The 21,109-nt window shown below is 71.1% G+C and carries 21 protein-coding genes; 12 read left to right on the top strand and 9 right to left on the bottom strand.

What is annotated here, in order from left to right; all coding sequences use genetic code 11:
• Positions 1-34 precede the first annotated feature (34 nt).
• Positions 35-1,003, top strand: coding sequence for a dihydrodipicolinate synthase family protein (locus SLV14N_RS28435; RefSeq protein WP_208684697.1), 969 nt, complete (start codon positions 35-37; stop codon positions 1,001-1,003).
• On the opposite strand, the gene SLV14N_RS28430 is transcribed toward SLV14N_RS28435, so the two are convergent.
• Together SLV14N_RS28430 and SLV14N_RS28425 are read right to left on the bottom strand one after the other, a co-directional pair.
• Positions 1,000-1,959: a RimK family alpha-L-glutamate ligase gene (locus SLV14N_RS28430; RefSeq protein ID WP_208684695.1), complete on the bottom strand. Its 960-nt coding sequence runs from the start codon at positions 1,957-1,959 to the stop codon at positions 1,000-1,002. The genes SLV14N_RS28435 and SLV14N_RS28430 overlap by 4 nt on opposite strands.
• A complete protein-coding gene (locus SLV14N_RS28425; protein WP_208684693.1) occupies positions 1,956-2,201 on the bottom strand; it encodes a hypothetical protein in 246 nt (81 codons plus the stop codon). Before SLV14N_RS28425 ends, SLV14N_RS28430 begins: the two co-directional genes overlap by 4 nt.
• Positions 2,202-2,415: 214 nt before the next feature.
• Between SLV14N_RS28425 and SLV14N_RS28420 the strand changes: the two genes are divergently transcribed.
• Positions 2,416-3,045: a hypothetical protein gene (locus SLV14N_RS28420; protein WP_208684692.1), complete on the top strand. Its 630-nt coding sequence runs from the start codon at positions 2,416-2,418 to the stop codon at positions 3,043-3,045.
• A 189-nt stretch (positions 3,046-3,234) separates the two neighbouring features.
• On the opposite strand, the gene SLV14N_RS28415 is transcribed toward SLV14N_RS28420, so the two are convergent.
• Positions 3,235-3,477 (bottom strand): hypothetical protein, encoded by a 243-nt coding sequence (locus SLV14N_RS28415; RefSeq protein ID WP_263271641.1) that lies wholly within the window; start codon positions 3,475-3,477, stop codon positions 3,235-3,237.
• 65 nt (positions 3,478-3,542) lie between these two features.
• Here SLV14N_RS28415 and map point away from each other — a divergent pair, with 65 nt between their 5' ends.
• From map to SLV14N_RS28385, 6 genes are all read left to right on the top strand, one after another.
• On the top strand, positions 3,543-4,400 hold the full coding sequence (gene map, locus SLV14N_RS28410) for a type I methionyl aminopeptidase (RefSeq protein WP_026169728.1): 858 nt from the start codon (positions 3,543-3,545) through the stop codon (positions 4,398-4,400).
• Between the two features lie 172 nt (positions 4,401-4,572).
• Positions 4,573-5,253, top strand: a complete 681-nt coding sequence (locus SLV14N_RS28405) for a heme oxygenase (biliverdin-producing) (protein WP_263271640.1) — start codon at positions 4,573-4,575, stop codon at positions 5,251-5,253.
• 339 nt (positions 5,254-5,592) lie between these two features.
• A complete protein-coding gene (gene efeO / locus SLV14N_RS28400; protein WP_263271639.1) occupies positions 5,593-6,747 on the top strand; it encodes an iron uptake system protein EfeO in 1,155 nt (384 codons plus the stop codon).
• Positions 6,748-6,771: 24 nt separating this feature from the next.
• The gene (efeB, locus tag SLV14N_RS28395; protein WP_263271638.1) at positions 6,772-8,100 is read left to right on the top strand and encodes an iron uptake transporter deferrochelatase/peroxidase subunit; all 1,329 of its coding nucleotides are present in this window, start codon (positions 6,772-6,774) and stop codon (positions 8,098-8,100) included.
• Between the two features lie 68 nt (positions 8,101-8,168).
• Positions 8,169-9,161: an iron uptake transporter permease EfeU gene (gene efeU, locus SLV14N_RS28390; RefSeq protein ID WP_263271637.1), complete on the top strand. Its 993-nt coding sequence runs from the start codon at positions 8,169-8,171 to the stop codon at positions 9,159-9,161.
• Positions 9,148-10,020 (top strand): hypothetical protein, encoded by an 873-nt coding sequence (locus SLV14N_RS28385; RefSeq protein ID WP_259670551.1) that lies wholly within the window; start codon positions 9,148-9,150, stop codon positions 10,018-10,020. Before efeU ends, SLV14N_RS28385 begins: the two co-directional genes overlap by 14 nt.
• Positions 10,021-10,131: 111 nt before the next feature.
• Here SLV14N_RS28385 and SLV14N_RS28380 read toward each other — a convergent pair whose 3' ends face one another.
• Positions 10,132-10,878 (bottom strand): bifunctional DNA primase/polymerase, encoded by a 747-nt coding sequence (locus SLV14N_RS28380; RefSeq protein WP_018090172.1) that lies wholly within the window; start codon positions 10,876-10,878, stop codon positions 10,132-10,134.
• A gap of 163 nt (positions 10,879-11,041) precedes the next feature.
• On the bottom strand, positions 11,042-11,641 hold the full coding sequence (locus SLV14N_RS28375) for a TetR/AcrR family transcriptional regulator (protein ID WP_263271636.1): 600 nt from the start codon (positions 11,639-11,641) through the stop codon (positions 11,042-11,044).
• Between the two features lie 121 nt (positions 11,642-11,762).
• Between SLV14N_RS28375 and SLV14N_RS28370 the strand changes: the two genes are divergently transcribed.
• Positions 11,763-11,936 carry a DUF6243 family protein gene (locus SLV14N_RS28370; RefSeq protein WP_018090170.1) on the top strand — a complete coding sequence of 58 codons (174 nt, stop codon included), beginning with the start codon at positions 11,763-11,765 and terminating at the stop codon, positions 11,934-11,936.
• Positions 11,937-12,074: 138 nt separating this feature from the next.
• Positions 12,075-12,923, top strand: coding sequence for a dimethylargininase (gene ddaH, locus SLV14N_RS28365; protein WP_336298240.1), 849 nt, complete (start codon positions 12,075-12,077; stop codon positions 12,921-12,923).
• Positions 12,924-13,224: 301 nt separating this feature from the next.
• Here the strand turns inward: ddaH and SLV14N_RS28360 are convergent, their stop codons facing one another.
• From SLV14N_RS28360 to SLV14N_RS28345, 4 genes are all read right to left on the bottom strand, one after another.
• Positions 13,225-14,214, bottom strand: coding sequence for a small ribosomal subunit Rsm22 family protein (locus tag SLV14N_RS28360; RefSeq protein WP_208684681.1), 990 nt, complete (start codon positions 14,212-14,214; stop codon positions 13,225-13,227).
• A 40-nt stretch (positions 14,215-14,254) separates the two neighbouring features.
• Complete coding sequence (locus tag SLV14N_RS28355) at positions 14,255-15,331, bottom strand: serine hydrolase domain-containing protein (protein ID WP_317633722.1); 1,077 nt, start codon at positions 15,329-15,331, stop codon at positions 14,255-14,257.
• Between the two features lie 56 nt (positions 15,332-15,387).
• On the bottom strand, positions 15,388-16,704 hold the full coding sequence (locus SLV14N_RS28350; protein ID WP_263271635.1) for a multidrug effflux MFS transporter: 1,317 nt from the start codon (positions 16,702-16,704) through the stop codon (positions 15,388-15,390).
• Positions 16,705-16,829: 125 nt separating this feature from the next.
• Positions 16,830-18,461, bottom strand: a complete 1,632-nt coding sequence (locus SLV14N_RS28345) for an alkaline phosphatase (protein ID WP_263271634.1) — start codon at positions 18,459-18,461, stop codon at positions 16,830-16,832.
• Between the two features lie 178 nt (positions 18,462-18,639).
• Between SLV14N_RS28345 and SLV14N_RS28340 the strand changes: the two genes are divergently transcribed.
• Both SLV14N_RS28340 and SLV14N_RS28335 read left to right on the top strand, forming a co-directional pair.
• Positions 18,640-19,584, top strand: a complete 945-nt coding sequence (locus tag SLV14N_RS28340; protein WP_263271633.1) for a DUF4429 domain-containing protein — start codon at positions 18,640-18,642, stop codon at positions 19,582-19,584.
• Between the two features lie 295 nt (positions 19,585-19,879).
• Positions 19,880-20,770 (top strand): SDR family oxidoreductase, encoded by an 891-nt coding sequence (locus tag SLV14N_RS28335; RefSeq protein WP_263273305.1) that lies wholly within the window; start codon positions 19,880-19,882, stop codon positions 20,768-20,770.
• Positions 20,771-21,109: the final 339 nt, after the last annotated feature.

The following is a 21,109-nucleotide window of genomic DNA, read 5'->3' as shown; positions in this document are numbered from 1 at the left end:
CCCATGTCCTGTCCGATCGGAGCCCGGAGCGCCCATGGCACTGCCCGCCCCCCTGCACGGCGTCATCCCGCCGGTCTGCACCCCGCTCGACCCGCGCGGCGAGATCGACACCGCCTCCCTGGCGCGCCTGGTGAACCACCTCGTCGACGGCGGTGTGCACGGCCTGTTCGCCCTCGGCTCCACCAGCGAGGTCGCGTACCTCACCGACGCCCAGCGCGGCACCGCCCTGGAAGCCGTCATCAAGGCCGCGGACGGCCGGGTCCCGGTGCTCGCCGGGGCCATCGACACCACCACTCCGCGGGTGCTCGACCACGCCCGGACCGCCGCCGCGCTCGGCGCGGACGCCCTGGTCGCCACCGCGCCCTTCTACACCCGCACCCACCCCCGGGAGATCGCCGCCCACTTCCGCCATCTCCGCACGGCCGTGGATCTCCCCCTCTTCGCCTACGACATCCCCGTCGCCGTCCACAGCAAGCTGTCCCCGTCGCTGGTGCGGGAGCTGGCCGAGGACGGCACGCTCGCCGGGCTCAAGGACAGCAGCGGCGACGAGGGCTCACTGCGCCGTCTGCTCATCGCGCTCGGCGGCCGCACCGCCCGGCGCACCGGCCCCGCCCCCGGCTTCTCGGTCCTCACCGGTTCCGAACTGACCGTGGACGCGGCCCTGTTGGCGGGCGCCGACGGTGTCGTCCCCGGCATCGGCAACGTCGACCCGGCGGCCTACGTACGCCTCTACGACGCCGCCCGGACCGGCAACTGGGAACGGGCCGCCGCCGAACAGGAACGCCTGGTCGCTCTCTTCTCCCTCGTCGACGTCGGCCCGGAGACCGACATGGGCCGCAGCTCCTCCGCACTCGGCGCCTTCAAGGCAGCGCTCCACCTCCTCGGCGTCATCGACCGCGGCGCCACCGCCTTCCCCCAACGCCCCCTGAGCGAGGAGGCCGTGGCGGAGGTAGGACGTCGGCTCATGGCGGCGGGGTTGCTGCCGGCGCCGAGCGGCACTTAGACGAGAGTTGTAGGTGCGGTGTGGTCGCCCGCCTCGGAGAGCAAGAAGTCCAGGAAAAGCTCGCCCAGCGGTATGTTCAAGAGTGGCTCCAGGAACAGGAACTGACCTTGTGGGTTCACTTCTAGCCACACGGGCTCGCCGCTCGGAGTCAACTTGATGTCTATCGCGCCCATTCGTAGGCCAAGTCTCTGTAGTACCGACGTAACTTTCTTTGCCGTTTCTTCAGGGACTCTCCATTCGGAGATGGGGATGGTGAGGTCCGCGCGCCAGTCAAGCTGGTCGGTCTTCAGAAGAGCTGCATACATACGGTCGCCGAAGCAGTTGAGTCTGATGTGTTCGCTTCCCTCGATGTACTCCTGGTAGATCGCGGGGCATGCCGCAAACGATTCCGCTTGGAACGAGGTGGGGTCTTCGATGCGCTGAGTGAACATCAGTGGCCCTGTGGCGCCGACCACTGGCTTGACGATCACGCGACCTACTTGTTGCAGAAAGGCGGCCACCTCGTCGCGTGACTGCGTCACGAGGGTCCTAGGTACCCGGAATCCGGCCTGCTTGGCGACGGCCAACTGATATAGCTTGTCCGAGGCGCGGTCGGTTGCCTCGGGATGGGAGATCCACTCTCCTTGGAATGCCGCACAGAGAAGCCCAGTGAGCGCCCCGCGGCAGTCATTGTTGATGAGGTTTCGCTCGAACTCGTCGTCTATGTGCTCTGATGCTTTTTGCGAGGCTCTTACCCGCCGCCACCAGATCAGCGGTGCTTCCTCCACGTTGACTTCGGTCCCGTCCGAGGTGAGCACTGTGGTTGGGGCGTCCTCGTGCGAATGCCATGAGAGGCTTTGTCGCCCGCTGAGCTGATCGCATTCAAGGATATGGAAATCACGATATCCGCGCCTCCACGCCTCGTGCTGGACGGCGAGTGCGTGGAGGTCGTCCTTGAGCGAGACGGTGAGAATCACTGCTGGCAGACATCGCTCTTGTCGGAGCAACCGCAAGAGCAACCTTCAGTGCCGACGGCCCTCAGGTCACTGCCGGACATCTCCAGGCCTGTAGTCTGACGCACGGCCTTCTCCCATGCGCGCAGTTCCTCGGGCGTTTCCAATCGGATGAACGAGTCGGGTTGGGCTTCGATGACGACAGGGGGAGGATTTTTCTCCAACCGCGCTTCGTCCACGGGCTCGCCAAGTTCGAATGCAGTCATCGTTCTCGCCCCCAGAAGGGGATTGCGGACACTTAAATTCAGTCTAGGCCGCGCCGCAGGCCGTGCAACTTACTGTAGGGGCTGTCCCGTAATCCCTGGTGGATCAGCGCGGGGACCGGCCCGGCGTCCGCGGGGTCACACCCCAAGTCCCGTATGGGTGACACCCGTTGAAACAGCAACCGGAGAGGGGCGTGCTGCGGCAGGATGCCGGGCCATGGATGCCGTACGGGTCGCATTGCTGCGTGAGGTGCTCGCCGGGACCGAGTGGATTCAGGAGACCCGCCGCTTCGCCGGGGCGCTGCGCGGGGCCGTCGTTCCGCACGGGGGCGGGCTGCTGCTGGTCGGCAGTACCGCGTACGAGCCCTGGCATCTGGCCGCGCATCTGGACGACGAGGCCGCCTGGTCGGGCCTGCCGGAGTTGTCACCGACCCTGGTGCGCCACCGTGTCCCGGGCGGGGCGCCGGCGCATCTGGCGGTGGGGCTCGGGCGGTTGGCGGCGGCCGGGCGGGGCGAGACGCTGCTGGTCGTCGCGCCGGGGCAGCCGGGCGCCGGGCTGCTGGAGCGGGTGCACGACGCCCGCCGGAACGGCGCCACGGTGCTCGCCCTGGACGGCGGCGACCGCGATCTGCACGCCCTGGCCCATGACGCGCTCGCCGCGCCCCCGGCCCCGCCCGACGAGCCGGCCGCGGCGGCGCCGGACCTCGACCTGGACACGGTCCAGCATCTGGTGAGCGCGGCCGCCGGCGAGAACAGCCTGCCCGCGCCCCGCGGCCGCCGCCGCTTCCGCGACCGGCTGGCCCGCCTCGCCGACGGACTGACGGCACCCCCGCCACCGCGCTGGTAGCCATGGCCGCCCGGACGCGGCCCCATGCCCGGCGACGGCCACGAGACCCACGGGCCACAGCCCACACGGCCCAGACGGCCCACAGCCCACAGCCCACAGCCCACAGCCCACAGCCCACAGCCCACGATCAGGGCCGCGCGGGAGGCGGCAGAACGCCGCGGCGCCCGCCCGGCCCCCGCTCCACCCCGGCTACTCGTCCTCCGCGGCGCTCTTCCCCTTGCCCGCGTCCGTGTCATGCCACTTCGGGTCGGTCTCCCACTCCACGTTCCGCTCGCGGGCGGTCTCCATGGCGTGTGCCGCCTCCTCGCGGGTGGCGTACGGGCCGAAGCGGTCGGCGGCGCGGCACTCGGGTCCCTCTTCGACCGTCCGGTGCTTGAGGCAGTAGTACCACTCGCCCGGCTTGCCGACCGTAGGCCTCTTGAACAGCGCCATTGCCGCCTCCTGTGGATGTTCTGTGCCACCATCCTGCCCGACGGCCCGCGGATACACTCGCTGACATGTCTGGCCAGTCGCTTCTTGTCCCGGGGAAGATCTCCCCCACCCGCCCCGTCCCCGCCTCGATCGCGCGCCCCGAGTACGTCGGGAAGGATGCGCCCACCCCTTACACGGGGCCCGAGGTGCAGGACGCCGACACGATCGAGCGGATGCGGATCGCCGGCCGGATCGCCGCGCAGGCGATGGCGGAGGCCGCCAAGCTGATCGCGCCGGGCGTGACGACCGACGAACTCGACCGGGTCGCCCATGAGTTCATGTGTGATCACGGCGCCTACCCGTCCACGCTCGGCTACCGCGGCTTCCCCAAGTCGCTGTGCTCCTCGCTCAACGAGGTCATCTGCCACGGCATCCCGGACTCGACCGTCCTCAAGGACGGCGACATCGTGAACCTCGACGTCACCGCGTACATCAACGGGGTGCACGGCGACAACAACGCCACGTACCTGTGCGGCGACGTGGACGAGGAGTCCACGCTGCTGGTCGAGCGGACCCGTGAGGCGCTCAACCGCGCGATCAAGGCCGTCAAGCCGGGCCGGCAGATCAACATCATCGGCCGGGTCATCGAGTCGTACGCCAAGCGCTTCGGCTACGGAGTGGTCCGTGACTTCACCGGTCACGGCATCAATTCCTCCTTCCACTCCGGCCTGATCGTTCCGCACTACGACAGCCCGCACCACACCACCGACATCAAGCCCGGTATGACCTTCACGATCGAGCCGATGCTGACGCTGGGGTCCTACGACTACGACATGTGGGACGACGGCTGGACGGTGGTGACCAAGGACCGCAAGCGGACCGCGCAGTTCGAGCACACGCTGGTGGTCACGGACACCGGGGCGGAGATCCTCACGCTGCCCTGACGGGGGCGGGAGACTCTTTACCGACAGCGCGTCGGGAACAGGGGTAGGCTCGTTACCGACAGGACGTCGGGAACGGGTTGACTTGGACTGCTGGTTAGGCAAGCCTAAGTTATGGCGGCTCGGCGGAGCCGGCCTGTTCCCGTCCGCTGCCCTCGGTCCCCGGAGGTCCGCCTTGGAAACGTCCAGCCCGACCCCGCCCACTCCGTCCGCTCCGTTCTCGACGGTCATCCGCACCGCGTCCCACGAGCAGCACACGGAGGCCGAGAACTCCTCCTTCATGAGCGACCTGCTCGGCGGCCGGCTCGGCGTCCGGGCCTACCGGCGCTACACCGAGCAGCTGTGGTTCGTCTACCGCGCGCTGGAGGGCGCCTCCGGGCCGCTCGCCGGGGATCCGGTCGCAGGCCCCTTCCTCCGTCCCGAGCTGGCCCGTACCGCCGCGCTGGAGCGCGACCTCGCCCATCTCAGCGGACCGTCCTGGCGCGACGGCCTTGCGCCCCTGCCGGCGACCGCCACCTACGCGGACCGGGTAACGGCGTGCGCCCGTGACTGGCCGGCCGGCTTTGTCGCCCACCACTACACCCGCTATCTCGGCGATCTCTCCGGCGGCCAGATCATCCGCGGCACCGCGGAGAAGACCTGGGGCTTCGCCCGCAAGGGCGACGGGGTGCGCTTCTATGTCTTCGAGGACATCGCCAACCCCGCCGCCTTCAAGCGGGAGTACCGGGCGCTGCTGGATGCACTGCCCGTGGACGAGCTGGAAAAGCAGCGGATGGTCGACGAGTGCAAGCGTGCCTTCCGGCTGAACAGCGCGGTCTTCCGGGAGCTGGGCGAGCAGTTCCCCCTGAGCGCGTAGGGGGCGGAACCCGCCGCCCGTCCCGCATCGGCCACCACTGGACGCATGCCCGTGCGGGCGGCGGCCACGGTCGCCTCACCTTCAGCGGCAGGCCGGAATTCCGGCGGTCATGGACCGTCGCGAGCGAGGACCCTTACCTTGACCTGCGCATGGCGGTTCCGTGACCGGGCGCCGGTCAATCCGTAATCGGGCCGTTGTACATGAGAGCGGGATCACTCGACAGGCCGGGCAGAAACAGGTAAGCCTCGGTTAAGTTAGGGCCGCCTTAGTGGCGACCTTGTCCGCTGTCCGTCGTTCCGTACGCCCTTTTCGTACTTCCGAGCCCGCTTGGAGCCCCGTATGCGAGCCCTTCGCCCCTCCGCCGTTGCCGCCATCGCCGCGGCCACGGCCGTCACCGCCGTCGCCGGCTGCGCCGCGAAGAACGACGGCAAAGGGGGCGGCGGCAAGGGCACCATCGAGGTGACCGCGACCGACAGCAGCTGTGAGCTCTCCGCCAAGGAGTTCCCCGCCGGACATGTCCGGTTCGCGGTGCAGAACAAGGGCTCCAAGGTCACCGAGGTGTACGTCTACGCCCCCGGCGACCGGATCGTGACCGAGCGGGAGAACATCGGCCCCGGCACCCGTACGGAGATCACCGCCGAGATCAAGGCCGGTTCGTACGAAATCGCCTGCAAGCCGGGCATGAAGGGCGACGGCATCCGCCAGAAGGTGACCGCCAGCGGCAAGGGCGCGAGCACCAAGCGCGACCCCAAGCTGGATGCCGCGGTCGCCGCGTACCGCAAGTACGTCCAGGAGCAGGCCGACCAGACCCTCCCGGCGGCGCAGAAGTTCGCCGACGCGGTCAAGGACGGCGATGTCGGGGCCGCCAAGAAGACCTATGCCCTCTCCCGGGTCGGCTGGGAGCGCACCGAGCCGGTCGCCGAGTCCTTCGGTGACATCGACCCCAAGGTCGATGTGCGCGCCGACGGCCTGGAGAAGGGCCAGAAGTGGACCGGCTGGCACAAGCTGGAGAAGTCCCTGTGGGAGGAGAAGAAGATCTCCGGGGACGACAAGAAGCTCGCCGACCAGCTGATCACCGACCTGAAGGACTGGCAGAAGCGGGTCGGCAAGGCCGAGATCACCCCGACCAGCATGGCCAACGGCGCCAAGGAGCTGCTCGACGAGGTCGCCACCGGCAAGGTCACCGGTGAGGAAGAGCGCTACAGCCACACCGACCTGCTCGACTTCCACGCCAATGTCGAGGGCGCCGAGAAGGCCTACGAGCTGCTGAAGCCGGTCGTCGGCAAGAACGACCCGGCGCTCGCCAAGGAGCTGGACAAGCAGTTCAAGGTGATCGGCGAACTGCTCGACGAGCACCGCGACAGCAAGTCCGCCGACGGCTTCGCCTCGTACGACACGGTCGGCAAGAGCGAGCGCAAGAAGCTCTCCGACGGGGTCAACGCGCTCGCCGAGCCGCTGTCCAAGCTGGCCGCCGCCGTGGCCAGCGCCAAGTAGTCCGCCGCCAGGCAAGGGGACGCGATGACGCACGACGACGGCACGCCCACCGAGAACACCGCCACCGGGGACGGCCAGGCCGCGCAGACCGCCAACGGGCGTGCGCCGTCCCGGCGTTCGCTGCTCGGCTGGGGCGGCGCCGGCCTGGCGCTCGGCGCCGTCTCGGCCGGCGGAACGGCGGCGGCGCTGCGTACCGGCGACGACGCCCGGCCGGCCGGCGCGGACGCGACCGCGGGCTCCGCGATCGCCTTCCACGGCAGACACCAGGCCGGAATCGCCTCCGCCGTCCAGGACCGGCTGCACTTCGCCTCGTTCGATGTCACCACCGACGACCGCGACGAGCTGATCGCGCTGCTCAAGGAGTGGACGAAGGCGGCGGCGCGGATGACGGCAGGGGACGCGGTCGGCGGCGGCGCGGTCGGCGGGCTGGCGGAGGCGCCACCGGACGACACCGGAGAGGCGCTCGGGCTGCCGCCGTCGCGGCTCACCCTGACCTTCGGCATCGGCCCCACGCTGTTCGAGAAGGACGGCAAGGACCGGTTCGGCATCAAGGCGCGGCGCCCCGAGGCGCTGATCGACCTGCCGCAGTTCCCCGGCGACAACCTCGACAAGGCGCGCAGCGGCGGCGATCTGTGTGTGCAGGCCTGTGCGGACGATCCGCAGGTCGCGGTGCACGCGATCCGCAACCTGGCCCGTATCGGCTTCGGCAAGGTCGCGATCCGCTGGTCGCAGCTGGGCTTCGGCAAGACGTCCTCGACGACACCGGACGCGCAGACCCCGCGCAACATGTTCGGCTTCAAGGACGGCACCCGCAATCTCGCGGGCACCGACACCGCCGCGCTCGACAAGCATGTGTGGGTCACGGACGGCGACGCGAAGGGCGCGTCCGGCTGGATGGCCGGCGGCTCCTACCTCGTCGCCCGCCGGATACGGATGCACATCGAGACCTGGGACCGCACCTCGCTCCAGGAGCAGGAGGAGATCTTCGGCCGGAACAAGGGCGAGGGCGCGCCGGTCGGCAAGAAGCACGAGCGGGACACCCCGCATCTGAAGTCGATGCTGCCGACCGCGCATGTCCGGCTGGCGCATCCGGACTCCAACGACGGGGTACGGATCCTGCGCCGCGGCTACTCCTTCACCGACGGTACGGACGGTCTGGGACGGCTGGACGCGGGGCTGTTCTTCCTGGCCTACCAGCGGGACGTGCGCCAGGGCTTCGTTCCGCTGCAGAAGCGGCTGGCGGCGACCGACGCACTCAACGAATACATCCAGCACGTGGGTTCAGCGGTCTTCGCGGTTCCGCCGGGCGTCCGGAACACGGACGACTGGTGGGGCCGGGCGCTGTTCGCCTGACACCGTCGTGCCACCGCCGGCGTGGGGAAGACCGTCGCCGGCTCCATGAAGGAAGGGAAGGAACCGACGTGTTCGGCAACTACCTGATCGGTCTGCGCGAGGGCCTGGAAGCCTGCCTCGTCGTCTGCATTCTCATCGCCTACCTGGTCAAAACCGGCAGGCGGGAGGCGCTGCGCCCGGTCTGGCTCGGCATCGCGTTCGCCGTGGTGCTGTCGTTCGCGTTCGGTGCGGCGCTGCAGTTCGGTTCGCAGACACTGACGTTCAAGGCGCAGGAGGCGCTCGGCGGTTCGCTGTCGATCATTGCGGTGGGCCTGGTGACGTGGATGGTCTTCTGGATGCGGCGCACCGCGCGGCATCTGAAGAAGGAGCTGCACGGCAAGCTGGACGCGGCGCTGCAGATGGGCACCGTGGCGCTGGTGGTCACCGCGTTCCTGTCGGTGGGCCGGGAGGGCCTGGAGACCGCGCTGTTCGTCTGGACCGCCGCCCAGTCCGCCGACGACGGGGTAAGGCCGCTGGTCGGGGCGCTGCTGGGGCTGCTGACGGCGGTGCTGCTGGGCTTTCTGTTCTACCGCGGTGCGGTGCGGATCAACCTGGCGAAGTTCTTCACCTGGACCGGCGGCATGCTGGTGGTGGTCGCGGCGGGCGTGCTGGCGTACGGCTTCCACGATCTGCAGGAGGCCGAGTTCCTGCCGGGGCTGGGCAGCAGGGCGTTCGACGTCAGCGAGCAGATCCCGGCCGACAGCTGGTACGGCACGCTGCTGAAGGGCGTCTTCAACTTCCAGCCGGACCCGACCGTTCTTCAGGTCACGGTGTGGGCTCTGTATCTGATCCCCACGCTTCTGTTCTTCCTCGCCCCGGGTAGGGTGTCGCCGAATCGTGCCACCCCGGCGGCCGCCCCGTCCGCCCCGGTCGCCCCGAAGGAGCCCGAGCCCCATGACACGCAGGTCGCCGTTCCGGGTGCCCGCAACACTGACGTCGGCAACGGCGGCGCTGGTGATACTGAGCGGGTGCATGACGGTGCACGGCGAGAGGGAGATGCTGCCGGCGGTGTCGAAGGCTGAGGGCACCAAGGCCCTCACCCGCTTCACCGACGGCTTCAACCAGGCCTACCGGCAGCTGGACCCGAAGCTGAACCCCTCCTTCGAGGCGGGTGCACTGCTCGCGATCGACCAGGCCGGGATAAAGGCGGCACACGCTCTCCGGCCGCAGGGCAATCCGGGCTTCCGTGCGCTGGCGTTCCAGGACCCGCACTTCACCGTCCCCAAGCAGGCGGGCTGGCCGAAGTACTTCATCGCGGACGCGGTCAGCAACCGCAAGGACGCCAGTGGCCGGAACACCCGCTGGTTCCTGGTGTTCAGCCGCGACGACATCGCCGAGAAGTGGCGCGCGGTGTACTTCGCGCAGTTCCCGGGCAACAAGGCGCCGGAGCTCAGGACGAAGGACGGCTACGCCGAGGCGGTGCCGCTCGGCTCCGGGTCCGGGCTGACGGTGGCCCCCGGCAAGCTGAGCCGGGCCTACGCGGACTATCTCAACACCGGCAAGGGCAGTGTGTTCGCGCCCGGTCCGCAGACCGACGGCTGGCGGGACCGGCGGGCCAAGGACGCCCGCAAGGTCGGTTCGCGTATCCAGTGGAAGGACACCGCCTCGGACCATGAGCCCGTGGCGCTGCGGACCACGGACGGCGGCGCGCTGGTGTTCTTCTCGACCGTCTACCACCAGCAGCAGACGATGTTCGCCGGAGCGACGATCAGTGTGCCGCCCGCGCTTCGGGGTCTCGTGGTGGGGCCGGAGAAGAAGACCAACCGGATGGCCTTCACCACCGTCTCCTCGCAGGCGGTCACGGTGCCGGCCAAGGGCTCCGGCGACAAGGTCACCGTCCTGAACCGGCGCGAGGGCAAGACGTCGGTGGAACCGCTGTAGTGGCGCCACGGCGCACTCGGCCGGACCGTGAAAACGGCGAAAGGGCCGTCGGGGTGATCCCGGCGGCCCTCCGGCGTGGGTACGGGGTGACCGGACGGTGCGCGGGCCCGGTCAGCGGCCGATCGGCCAGGCGTGTGCCTCGTGGTGGTGCGGCTCGCGGTCGTTGAACTCCGCGCAGGCGTCGGTGAGCGACTCCAGCAGGGTCAGCGGGTCAGGCAGCGGCAGTTCGGGGCCGCGCAGCCAGGTCACCGCGGGCTGGTCGCCGGGCAGGGTCGAGGGCGGCAGCAGCACATAGCTGCCGCGGCAGTGCCAGCGCAGTCCCGGATGCTCGTCCATGGTCTCGGGGTGGCAGTCCAGCTCGCAGGGCCACCACTCGTCCTCGTCGTCCGGGGTGCCGCGGGTGGCGGTGAAGAAGAGCATCCGGCCGTCGCCGAAGCCGGCGCCGCTGAGGGTGATCGGCCCGACGTCGATGCCCGCCCCGTCCAGCCGCCCCAGGGCGCTGCGGCCCGCCTCGACGGGGACGTCCAGCACGTCATGGGTGATGCCGGTGGCGGTGATGAAGTTGGCCTGCGGGAGGGTGCGGACCCAGGCGGCGACCTTGTCGCGGTCGGTGGTGGCGACGGTCTGCCAGCCGAAGGAGACGGGGTGCCGGCCGGGGGTGGGACAGCCGATGCGTTCACAGGAACAGCCGTAGCCGGAGGGGTGCGCCGCCGGGGCCACCGGGAATCCCGCGTCGGCCGCCGCCAGCAGCAGGTCCTCGCGGCCGCGCGCAGCCGCTGATCCCGTGTCCGTATCGCCGCCGTCCGATCCGCTCTTCGGCCGGCGCAGCCACTGGGAGAACCTGCTCTTGCGTTCCATCTATCCCCTCACTTCGAGCGGTGGTCTGGGATCAATGCTGCCACCATCCTGCTCCTCGGGTGACCGGTGTGCGGATCCGGGGTGAACGAAGGACGGATGAATACCGGCAATTCGGTTCATTGACGGCGCTTCGATGTCGCCGGCGGCCCGTCACCCGGTCCGCTCAGCCGCGCGGCCGCAGCCCCCGCAGCACCTGGTCGACCAGGGTGTCGACGAAGTCGTAGGTCAATTCGCCGGTGCGCATCAGCCAGCGCTGTGAGAAGGGACTCAGCAGCATCTCGACGGCGATCCGCGCATCGATGTCGGCGGCGACCTCTCCGGCCTCCTGGGCCGCCCGCACCCGGGCGACATAGAGGCGGGTGCCGGGCTCCATCAGCCGGGCGACGAAGGTACGGGAGAGCTCCTCGTCGTTCGCGCCGGCCGCCGCGAGGGCGCGGTAGGGGGCCTGGAACGCCGGGTCGTTGAATTCGTCGGCGGTGGCCCGCAGCACGGACTTGAGGTCCGCGGCCAGATCACCGGTGTCGGGGAGGCCCTTTTCGTCGTACTCGTCGACGCCGGCGGTGAACGCGTCGAGCAGGACGGCGGCCTTGGAGGGCCACCAGCGGTAGATCGTCTGCTTGCCGACCCCGGCCCGGGAGGCGATGCCTTCGATCGTGAGCTTGTCGTAGCCGACCTCACCGACGAGCGTCAGGGCGGCATCGAAGATCGCGCGACGGGAGCGTTCGCTGCGACGGGAGGAGTCGGGGGCTGCTTTGTTCGCCATGCCGCGGAGTCTAACGGGGAAGAGGCGAGACGTATCGTCTTGACGAGACGCCTCGTCTCGCGCATAGTGAAGGTCGAGCGAGACGATACGTCTCGCTGAAGTCGGGAGGAAGGGGATTCCCATGAGCAAGGGCAATGCGGGCGGAATGCTGGGGGTCGGCGGGACCCGGAACAAGCTCTCGCGGGGCGCGCTGCGCGGCGGTGGCGGCACCGGCCGCGGCGGCCGGGGGCGGTCCGAAGCGGACCGCCGCGACGAACTCCTGCGCAAATTCCAGGAGCGGGCCCGGAAGCAGTGACCGGGCACGGCGGGCGGGCGCCGCGCACCACTCGAACGGTGCACGGCCCGCGGCACGGGGGCTCCGCGCGGTGGACGATTTGGGGGCGCGTACGGGATTCCGTACCCGCCCCCGTGCCACCACCGTGAGGAGCCCTCCTTGCGTACCCTCCGGCGCAGCGCCACCCCCCGCCGCTATCTGATGTGCCCGCCCACGTACTTCCGGGTCAGCTACTCCATCAACCCCTGGATGGACCCCGACAAGCCCGTGGATCTCGCGCTCGCGCACGCCCAGTGGGAGGACCTGCGCGACCGCTACCGCGCACTCGGCCACACCGTCGAGGTGCTGCCGGCGCACCCCGCCTTCCCCGACATGGTCTTCGCCGCCAACGGCGCCACCGTCGTGGACGGCCGGGTGCTCGGCGCGCGGTTCGCCTTCGCCGAGCGGTACGGCGAGGCCGCGGTGCATGCCGAGTGGTACCGCGGCCACGGGTTCGACGCGGTGCGGGAGCCGCGGCACGTCAACGAGGGCGAGGGCGACTTCGCGGTCACCGCGTCCTGGCTGCTGGCCGGGCGCGGATTCCGCAGCAGTCCGCTCTCCCACTCGGAGGCGCAGGAGTACTTCGCCCGCCCGGTGATCGGCCTCGATCTCGTCGACCCGCGCTACTACCACCTCGATACGGCGCTGTGCGTGCTCGACCCCGGGGGCGGGGAGCCGGGCGGGGGCGGGGCGGAGGTCATGTACTTCCCCGGCGCGTTCTCCGCCGGGAGCCGGGCGGTGCTGGCGCGGCTGTTCCCCGACGCGCTGATCGCCGGCCCGGCCGATGCGGCCGCGTTCGGGCTGAACGCGGTGTCCGACGGGCGGCATGTGCTGTTGCCCCAGGCGGCGGTGGGGCTCTTCGCACCGCTGCGGGAGCGGGGGTACGAGCCGATCGGGATGGATCTGACGGAGTTGTTGAAGGGTGGGGGGAGTGTGAAGTGTGTGACGGGGGAGTTGCGCTTGGCTTGACTTCCCACGTTTTTGGCTTTCCCGCCGTGGTGTCTTCGCCTTCGGCGGGGTGGGTTTCCCAGGCTTTCGGCCTTCCCGCCGTGGTGGTTTTCCGCCTTCGGCGGGAGGGGGTGGTGGGCTGTGGCCCCGCGTGAGTGGGGGGTGCGGTGCCGGGGGCGGAGGGGTGTGGTGTCGGACTGCTTCGCTTTACGTCCGACACCACACCCCTCCGCCCCCGGCACCTCGTGTCCGTGTGGGGCCGCAGCCCGGTGAGAGGGAGGTCAGGGACCAGTGGGGGCAGGTCGGGGACTGGTGCGGCCGGTCAGGACCAGTCGTCGCCCCAGGAGGCGTCTCGGGCCTCGCGGTAGTGGGTGCCGTGGCGCTTGGTCACCGTGGTGCGTTGCAGGCCGTCGTCGGTGGTGCAGAGGTCCAGGAGGACCTGGCCTTTGCGGAGTTGGGGTTTGCGGACGATGCGGGCGGGAGCGGGGGTGGCGTCGAGGGTGGTGGCGGCGACGTAGCTGAACTTTTCGTCCTCGTACGGGAGGGAGCCGCCCTTGACCTGACGGTGGAGGGAGGAGCGGCTGACCCGGGCGGAGAAGTGGCACCAGTCTCCCCCAGCTACCGCTGGGGGTGCCCCCACCCGCCGGACAAGCGGGACGATCGGGCAGGTGTCGCTGTGCGGGCAGGGGGCGACGATGCGCAGACCGGCTTCGGTGAGCTGGGTGCGGGCCTCGCGGATACGGAGGTAGCCGTCGGGGGTGCCGGGTTCGATCAGGACGACGGCCTTGGCCGCGGCGGCCGCGGCGGCGACGACGGCGTGGCGGTCCTCGGGGCGGAGTTCGCCCAGGACGTAGGAGACGGTGACCAGGTCCGTGCCGGCGGGGACGGTCAGGCCCTCGCCGATGGTCTGCCGCTGCCAGGTGGTGTCGGGGAGGGTCTTGGCGGCGAGTTCCCGGCCGAGCTCCAGGGCGGGCTGTGCCCAGTCCAGGACGGTGCTGTGGTGGCCTTCCCAGGTGGCGGCGGTGGCCCAGGTGGCGGCGCCGGTGCCGCCGCCGATGTCCACATGGGTGGCCGGGGACCAGTCCGGGACCCGGGCGGCGAACGCGGTCAGCGCGGCCCGGACGGCTTCGAAGGTGGCCGGCATGCGGTAGGCGGCGTACGCGGCCACATCCGCGCGGTCGCGCAGGACCGGGGCGTCGGTGGGGGTGCGGCCCCGGTAGTTGGTGATCAGACGGTCGACTGCCTGCGCGGCCTGTTTGGGCGGCAGGCCGTCGAGCAGGCCCGCCAGCGCGGCGCGCAGTTCCTCGTGCATGGGGGAAATTCTACGGGGCTCCGCGGCGTGCCCTGCCTGGTCAGGTGGCACGGGAGACCGCGCGGGCCAGCCGGGTGGCCGCCGCGGCACGGGGGGCGCTGCCGCCGGCGCGGCGGCGGGGGTGGACGGTGTTGGCGAGCAGGACGAGGAAGGTGTCGGTGGCGCGGTCCAGGACCAGACTGGTGCCGGTGAAACCGGTGTGCCCGGCCGCGCCGCGGCCCGCCAACTCGCCCATGAAATACGGCTGGTCGACGCCGAAGCCGAGACCGGGCGGGTCGAGGAGGGCGGCGACCGCGCCGGGGCCGAGGATCCGGACGGTGCCGTACGCGCCGCCGTTGAGCAGGGCGCGGCACAGGACCGCCAGGTCCTGGGCGGTGGAGAAGAGCCCGGCGTGACCGGCGACACCACCCAGTGCCCAGGCGTTCTCATCGTGCACCTCGCCGCGGATCATGCCGCGGTCCGCCTTGGCCCAGGGCCGCCGCTGGTCCTCGGTGGCCGCGACGCCCTGCGGCGCCAGCGGCCCGTACGAGGTGCTGGACATCCTCAGCGGGCCGGTGATGCCGTCGCGGATCAGGGCGTCGAGCCGGTGCCCGGTGCGCTGCTCCAGGATCAGCTGGAGGGCGATGAGGTTGAGGTCGGAGTAGCGGTGGACGGGCGCCCGGCCGCCGGATGGGGCCGCCGCTTCCTGCCACAGCAGCGCCAGTTGGGCGGTGCGGTCCCGGTGGTCGTAGAAGGGGAGCTCGGGGGCGAGTCCCGAGGTGTGGGTGAGCAGCTGCCGGACGGTGATGCCGGGGGCGAAGGCGGGCAGATCGGCCCGGACCTCGTCGTCGAGGGCCAGCCGGCCGCGTTCGACCTGCTGGACCGCGGCGATGGCGGTGAAGAGCTTGCTGAGCGAGGCGAGGTCGAAGACGGTGCCGACCCGCATCGGCTCCCACAGGTCGCGGGGCAGATCGAGGCCGCGGTCCCGCTCGGGGTCGTAGGCCCGGTAGCGCAGCGCCCAGCCCGCGGCGGCCTCGACGGCGACGACCGGGCCCCGGCCGGCCAGCACGACGACGCCCGGGGACCAGGGCGGCCGGCCCTCGGGCAGCGCCCGGACACCGCGGACCAGCCGTTCCACCCAGCCGGGGTCCAGCCCTGCGCGGGCCGGTGTGCCGTAGGTGAGTGCCGTTGCGTTCAGAGCCTGGTCCTCTCGCCTGCCGTGCTCCCGTTGCTCTCCCCCCTACGCTGCCACGGGCGGCACATTCCCAGGAAGCACACGAGCGCCAATACGGCACAAGAGAGCTGTACGAGGGCCATCGGTACGGCCGTCCGCTCGCCCGCCATCCCCACCAGCGGGGAGGCCACCGAGCCGAGGAGGAAGGTGGAGGTGCCCAGCAGCGCGGAGGCGGAGCCGGCCGCGTGCGGGGTGCGCAGCAGGGCCAGGGTGTTGGTGCTCGGCATGACCAGGCCCATCGCGGCCATCAGGACGAACAGGCCGGCGGCCGTCGGGACCAGTCCGACGTGGCCGAAGACGCCGGCGGACATCAGGAGCAGGGCGGCCGCGGCGAGCGCGATCACCGCCAGGCCGGTGCCCAGCACCTTGTCCAGGCCGACCCGGCCGACCAGCAGCTTGCCGTTGATCTGGCCGACGGCCACCAGGCCGACGGAGTTGATGCCGAAGAGCAGGCTGAAGGTCTGCGGGGAGGCGCCGTAGATCTCCTGGACCACGAACGGCGAGGCGGAGATATAGGCGAAGAGGGCGGCGAAGGCGAAGGCGCCGACGAGGGCGTAGCCGGAGAAGACCCGGTCGGCGAGCAGATCACGCATGGTGCGCAGGGTCTGGCCGAGGCCGCCGGAGTGCCGGCGTTCGGGCGGCAGGGTCTCGTGGAGCTTGCGCCACACCAGGAGGGTGAGCGCCACGCCGACGGCGGTGAGGACGACGAAGACCCCGCGCCAGTCGGTGAGCTGGAGGATCTGGCCGCCGATGAGCGGGGCGACGACCGGCGCCACCCCGGAGATCAGCATCAGGGTGGAGAAGAACCGCGCCATCGCCACACCGTCGTACAGATCGCGGACCACCGCCCGCGCGATGACGATACCGGCCGCGCCCGCCAGGCCCTGCAACAGGCGGAAGGCGATGAGGAGTTCGGCGTTGGTGGCGACCGCGCACAGGGCGGTGGCCAGGACGTAGATCACCATGCCGGCCAGCAGCGGGCGGCGGCGCCCCCACTTGTCGCTCATCGGGCCGACGATCATCTGCCCCAGCGCCATGCCCGCCAGGCAGGTGGTGAGGGTGAGCTGGACGGTGGCGGCCGGGCTGTGCAGGGCGGCGGTGACCTGCGGCAGGGCCGGGAGGTACATGTCCATGGAGAGCGGCGGGACCGCCGTGAGGCCGCCGAGGACGAGGGTGACGAGGAGGCTGGTGCGGCGGGACGCGGCCGGTGCTGCTGCCGCGCCCCGCTCGGCTATGGAGGGAAGGTCCTGGGTCTCGGCCGCGCCGGGCTCCGTCATGCGGGTCTCCATGGTGATAGATGGCCGCACCATGGTGTCATGCATGTGACGGCTTCCGACCGGTTTCCGACCGGTCCCTTGGGCCTAGGGCGGACGTCCCCCGGACCTAGGGCGGACGTCCCGGATCAGGCGGGCTTCAGGCCCGGATCGCCCGCTTCGGAGACGAACGAGGCGGCGGTGCGCACCGGCGCCCCGGGGGTGGTGACGGCGGACACCGTACGGAAGTCGGCGCGGGCGGCGTCCTGTTCCAGGGTGACGGTGAGGTAGCCGCGCCGGCCGTTGTAGAACTTCAGGTGCGGGTTGGCGGCCAGGTAGGTGTCCCAGTTGGCGGGTTTGTCCGCGCCGTCCTTGCCGCTGGCGATCGAGGTGGTGACGAGCTCCACCCCCGCGGTGCGCGAGCCGGGGTCCTTGAAGTCCTTCTTGATGTCGAAGGCGTAGTGGACGTGCACATCGCCGGTGAGGACGACGAGGTTGTCCACGCCCGCCGACTCGGCGCCCGCCAGGACCCGGTCGCGGGAGGCCGCGTAGCCGTCCCAGGCATCCATGCTCAGCTGGTAGCCGGGGCCGGTGGCGTTGCGCCGCTCGGAGAACGTGACCTGCTGCGGCAGTACGTTCCAGCGCGCGGAGGACTGCCGCCAGCCGTCGATCAGCCAGCGCTCCTGGGCGGCGCCGGTCAGGGTGCGCGCGGGGTCCTGGGACTCGGGGCCCGGGGCGTGCCAGCCGTCGCCGTAGGCCTGGTCGGAGCGGTACTGACGGGTGTCGAGGATGTCGAACTGGGCGAGCTGCCCGTACTGGAGGCGGCGGTGGAGCCGGGCGTCGGCGCCCTGGGGCCGCTGCGGGCGGCGCAGCGGCTGGTTCTCCCAGTACGCGCGGTAGGCGGCGGCCCGGCGGACGAGGAACTCGGCGGGCGGGAGGTTGTCCTCGCTGATGTCGGAGGCGTAGTTGTTCTCCACCTCGTGGTCGTCCCAGGTGACGATGAAGGGGTGCGCGGCGTGCGCGGCCTGCAGGTCCGGGTCGGACTTGTAGAGGGCGTAGCGCAGCCGGTAGTCCTCCAGGGTGACCGTCTCGCGGTTGAAGACCGCGGGCAGCTTGCGGTCGGTGTAGTTGCGGGCGCCGCCGGCCGCGCTCACCGGGTACTCGTAGAGGTAGTCGCCGAGATGGAAGACCACGTCGAGGTCCTCCTCGGCCAGGTGCCGATGGGCCGTGAAGTAGCCGTCGTGGTAGGCCTGGCAGGAGACCGCGGCGAGCTTCAGGTCGGAGAGCCGGGCGCCCTTGGTGGGTGCGGTGCGGGTGCGGCCGACCGGGCTGATCCAGCTGCCGGCGCGGAAGCGGTAGTAGTAGACGCGGTCGGGCGCGAGACCGGTGGGCTCGATGTGCACGGAGTGGTTGAACTCCGCGTGGGCGTCGGCGCGGCCCTGGCCGGCCAGCCGCTTGAAGTGCTCGTCGTAGGCGACTTCCCAGCGGACCGTGACTCTGGCGTCCGGCATGCCGTTGCCGGGCTCGTACGGACGCGGGGCGAGGCGGGTCCACAGCACGACGGAGCCGGGCTGCGGGTCACCGGAGGCGACGCCGAGCGTGAAGGGGTTCTCGGTGATCTTCCGCGCATCGGCCTCGGCGGCGTATGCGGCGCCCGTGCCCGGGAGGTTGGTCGCGAAGGCGAGCGCGGCGGCGGCCCCGGTGGCGGTGAGGAAGCGACGGCGGCCGAAGTGTGCGGCCGCGGCCCGGATCTCCTGCTCGTGCGGTGCGTGATGAGTCATCTGGCCCTCCCCTGAAGGCGGTTGTCGCAGAGCCCGTAGGGGAGCAATTCGAGAGCCACGGGACGGCGCGGCGCTGTCCCGTGCACGACACATACATGACAGCTGGATGAGGAGTGGGCCTGCACCGGACGCGGTCGGACAATCACGGCACCGGCCGTGGCTCCGTAGGATTCATGGCATGGCTGAACTGATGGTGCGCGACGGCACCTGGAGCTTCGACGGCGACGTCGTGCGCATCGTGCCGGGGCGCGAGCGCGGGGTGCACAAACTGCGCCAGGATCTCGGTGAGTTCACGGTGCCACTGACCGCGATGGCCGGGATCGCCCACGAACCGGGCCGCAAGGGCGGCCGGCTGCGACTGCGGCTGCGGGACGGCGCGGATCCGCTGCTGCAGGTCACCGGCGGCGGTCTGCCGGACGAGGCGAACCCGTACCGGCTGACGGTGGACGCCGGAAGGGTCGACGTCGCCGAGTACTTCGTGGACGCGGTACGCCAGGCCCTGATGCTGGAACAGATACCGGACGGGCCGGCCGACCACTATCTGCTGCCCGGTCCGGCCGTCCCGCTCTCGGCCGCCGGGGTGGACGGTGTCGCCACGTTCGACGGCGAGCGGGTGCACATCGAATGGCGCTGGAACACCAGCGAGACCAAGCGGGACTGGGGCCCCCGTAACTTCGCGCTCAGCGAGCTGGAAGCGGTGGAGTGGCGGGCCGCCGCCGGTCTGGAGTCCGGACATCTCCGCTTCCGGACGCGCGGGGCGACGGAGCGGCTCAAGCCGGAGAACGACCCCAACTCCATCGAGCTGTGGGGCTTCAAGAAGGAGAGCGGCACCACGGCGCTGCTGGCGGCCGCGGTCGCGGCGCGGCTCCCGCATCCGTCGGCCGGCGCGGGGAAGCCCCTGCCGGCGGCCGCACCGCTCGCCCCGGCTGCGCCCCTCACCCCCGCCGCGCCGCCGGCCCCCGCCGCTCCCCGGGCGTCCGCCCCCGCCCCCGCCCCCGCCGAGGACCATGACGCCCTGCTGCGCCGGCTGCGCGAACTGGGCGAGCTGCGCCGCGACGGCATCCTCACCGAGGAGGAGTTCACCGCCACGAAGGCAGCGGTGCTGCGGCGGTTCCATACCTAGGGGGTGTCTTCCCGATCAGGCCGGGCTCGCGGGGCCTGGCACGCACACTCGCGGCGTTGTCGTCACTCTCCCCCACGCCTCAACGGCGCGGGGGGACCCCCATCGCTCCGCGTCGACTCCCTCCTCCGCCTTGCGATCGCACGCACCAGACCCCGCTCCCTGATCCGCCCTGATCGGGAAGACACCCCCTAGGACTGAGACGCGGCGGCGGCGCCCCGTTCGCTGCCCGTACTCCGTTTACGCTGCCGCCATGGCAGAGAACACAGAGCCGGCACGGGCAGCGCGGACGACGCCGATGGCACGGGCCGGGCAGGTGGGCGGCACGGCGACCGCGCCCCGGCCCACACTGCCGGCACCGTCCTCGCGGGGCGGGCAGAGCACACAGACGGCACCGGCGGCACAGGAGACACAGCACGACGGGGCGGCTCCCCGGCAGGTGGCCGTGGTCACCGGCGCCGGCTCCGGCATCGGGCGGGCGGTCGCCCATGCGCTGACCGCCGCCGGCTGGACGGTGGTACTGGCCGGGCGGCGCGCTGAGGCGCTGGCGGAGACCTCCCGTCTGGCCGGCCCGGTGGCCCCCGACAGCCCCGCGATCATGACGGTACCGACCGACGTCACCCACCCCGACCAGGTCGACGCCCTGTTCGCCGCCGTCCACGAACGGTTCGGACAGCTCGATCTGCTCTTCAACAACGCAGGCACGTTCGGCCGGTCCGCACCGCTGGAGGAACTGAGTTACGACGATTGGCGCGCGGTCGTCGACGTCAACCTCACCGGCTCCTTCCTCTGCGCCCAGGCCGCGTTCCGCGCCATGAAGGCCCAGGAGCCCCAGGGCGGACGGATCATCAACAACGGCTCGATCTCCGCACACACCCCGCGCCCGCACTCCGTCGCCTACACCGCCACCAAGCACGCGATGACCGGCCTGACCAAGTCGCTCTCCCTGGACGGCCGTCCGTACGGCATCGCCTGCGGCCAGATCGACATCGGCAACGCGGCGACCGAGATGACCGGCCGGATGCAGACCGGCATCCTGCAGGCGAACGGCCGGACGGCGGTCGAGCCGGTGATGGACGCGGCGGATGTCGCCCGCACGGTGGTCCACATGGCGGCGCTGCCACTGACGGCCAACGTGCAGTTCGCGACCGTGATGGCCACCAACATGCCGTATATCGGGCGTGGTTGAGGGGTAGCGGGTCGGAGAGCAACGTCCGGGCCGGTCAGAGCAACGTCCGGGCCGGTCGAAGTCGGGCCGCTCCCGGGCCGGATGGCGGCACCCGCCCTCCGAAACCGGACCGTCCACAGCCCCGGACGACGGACCGTCCACCGCCCCGGACGTCGAATCCCCGTACGACCCCTGCCCACTTTCCCCTTCCGGTGGCACCCTAAGAGCCTGCCTTCGGGCCCCGGCCGGGCTGACCGTGCCGGGGCGCAAAGACAGGCGCTTCGCTCGCATCCGCACCTCTCGTCTGCCGGGCCGCCCCGTGCGGCCCGTCCCCCCGCGGCCGCGCACGCCCGCCGTACG

It is taken from the genome of Streptomyces sp. Je 1-4 4N24, from assembly GCF_026239515.1.
Classification (GTDB): Bacteria; Actinomycetota; Actinomycetes; order Streptomycetales; family Streptomycetaceae; genus Streptomyces; species Streptomyces nigrescens.
The sequence above is the reverse complement of the archived record's forward strand: the minus strand, read 5'-3'. Positions and strand labels throughout refer to the sequence as shown.

Excerpts from the sequence above, each read along its gene's own strand:
- SLV14N_RS28435 (WP_208684697.1), top strand. The coding sequence starts at position 35 with ATGGCACTGCCCGCCCCCCTGCACGGCGTCATCCCGCCGGTCTGCACC.
- SLV14N_RS28425 (WP_208684693.1), bottom strand. The coding sequence starts at position 2,201 with ATGACTGCATTCGAACTTGGCGAGCCCGTGGACGAAGCGCGGTTGGAG.
- SLV14N_RS28420 (WP_208684692.1), top strand. The coding sequence starts at position 2,416 with ATGGATGCCGTACGGGTCGCATTGCTGCGTGAGGTGCTCGCCGGGACC.
- SLV14N_RS28415 (WP_263271641.1), bottom strand. The coding sequence starts at position 3,477 with ATGGCGCTGTTCAAGAGGCCTACGGTCGGCAAGCCGGGCGAGTGGTAC.
- map (WP_026169728.1), top strand. The coding sequence starts at position 3,543 with ATGTCTGGCCAGTCGCTTCTTGTCCCGGGGAAGATCTCCCCCACCCGC.
- efeO (WP_263271639.1), top strand. The coding sequence starts at position 5,593 with ATGCGAGCCCTTCGCCCCTCCGCCGTTGCCGCCATCGCCGCGGCCACG.
- efeB (WP_263271638.1), top strand. The coding sequence starts at position 6,772 with ATGACGCACGACGACGGCACGCCCACCGAGAACACCGCCACCGGGGAC.
- SLV14N_RS28380 (WP_018090172.1), bottom strand. The coding sequence starts at position 10,878 with ATGGAACGCAAGAGCAGGTTCTCCCAGTGGCTGCGCCGGCCGAAGAGC.
- SLV14N_RS28375 (WP_263271636.1), bottom strand. The coding sequence starts at position 11,641 with ATGGCGAACAAAGCAGCCCCCGACTCCTCCCGTCGCAGCGAACGCTCC.
- SLV14N_RS28370 (WP_018090170.1), top strand. The coding sequence starts at position 11,763 with ATGAGCAAGGGCAATGCGGGCGGAATGCTGGGGGTCGGCGGGACCCGG.
- SLV14N_RS28360 (WP_208684681.1), bottom strand. The coding sequence starts at position 14,214 with ATGCACGAGGAACTGCGCGCCGCGCTGGCGGGCCTGCTCGACGGCCTG.
- SLV14N_RS28350 (WP_263271635.1), bottom strand. The coding sequence starts at position 16,704 with ATGACGGAGCCCGGCGCGGCCGAGACCCAGGACCTTCCCTCCATAGCC.
- SLV14N_RS28345 (WP_263271634.1), bottom strand. The coding sequence starts at position 18,461 with ATGACTCATCACGCACCGCACGAGCAGGAGATCCGGGCCGCGGCCGCA.
- SLV14N_RS28340 (WP_263271633.1), top strand. The coding sequence starts at position 18,640 with ATGGCTGAACTGATGGTGCGCGACGGCACCTGGAGCTTCGACGGCGAC.
- SLV14N_RS28335 (WP_263273305.1), top strand. The coding sequence starts at position 19,880 with ATGGCACGGGCCGGGCAGGTGGGCGGCACGGCGACCGCGCCCCGGCCC.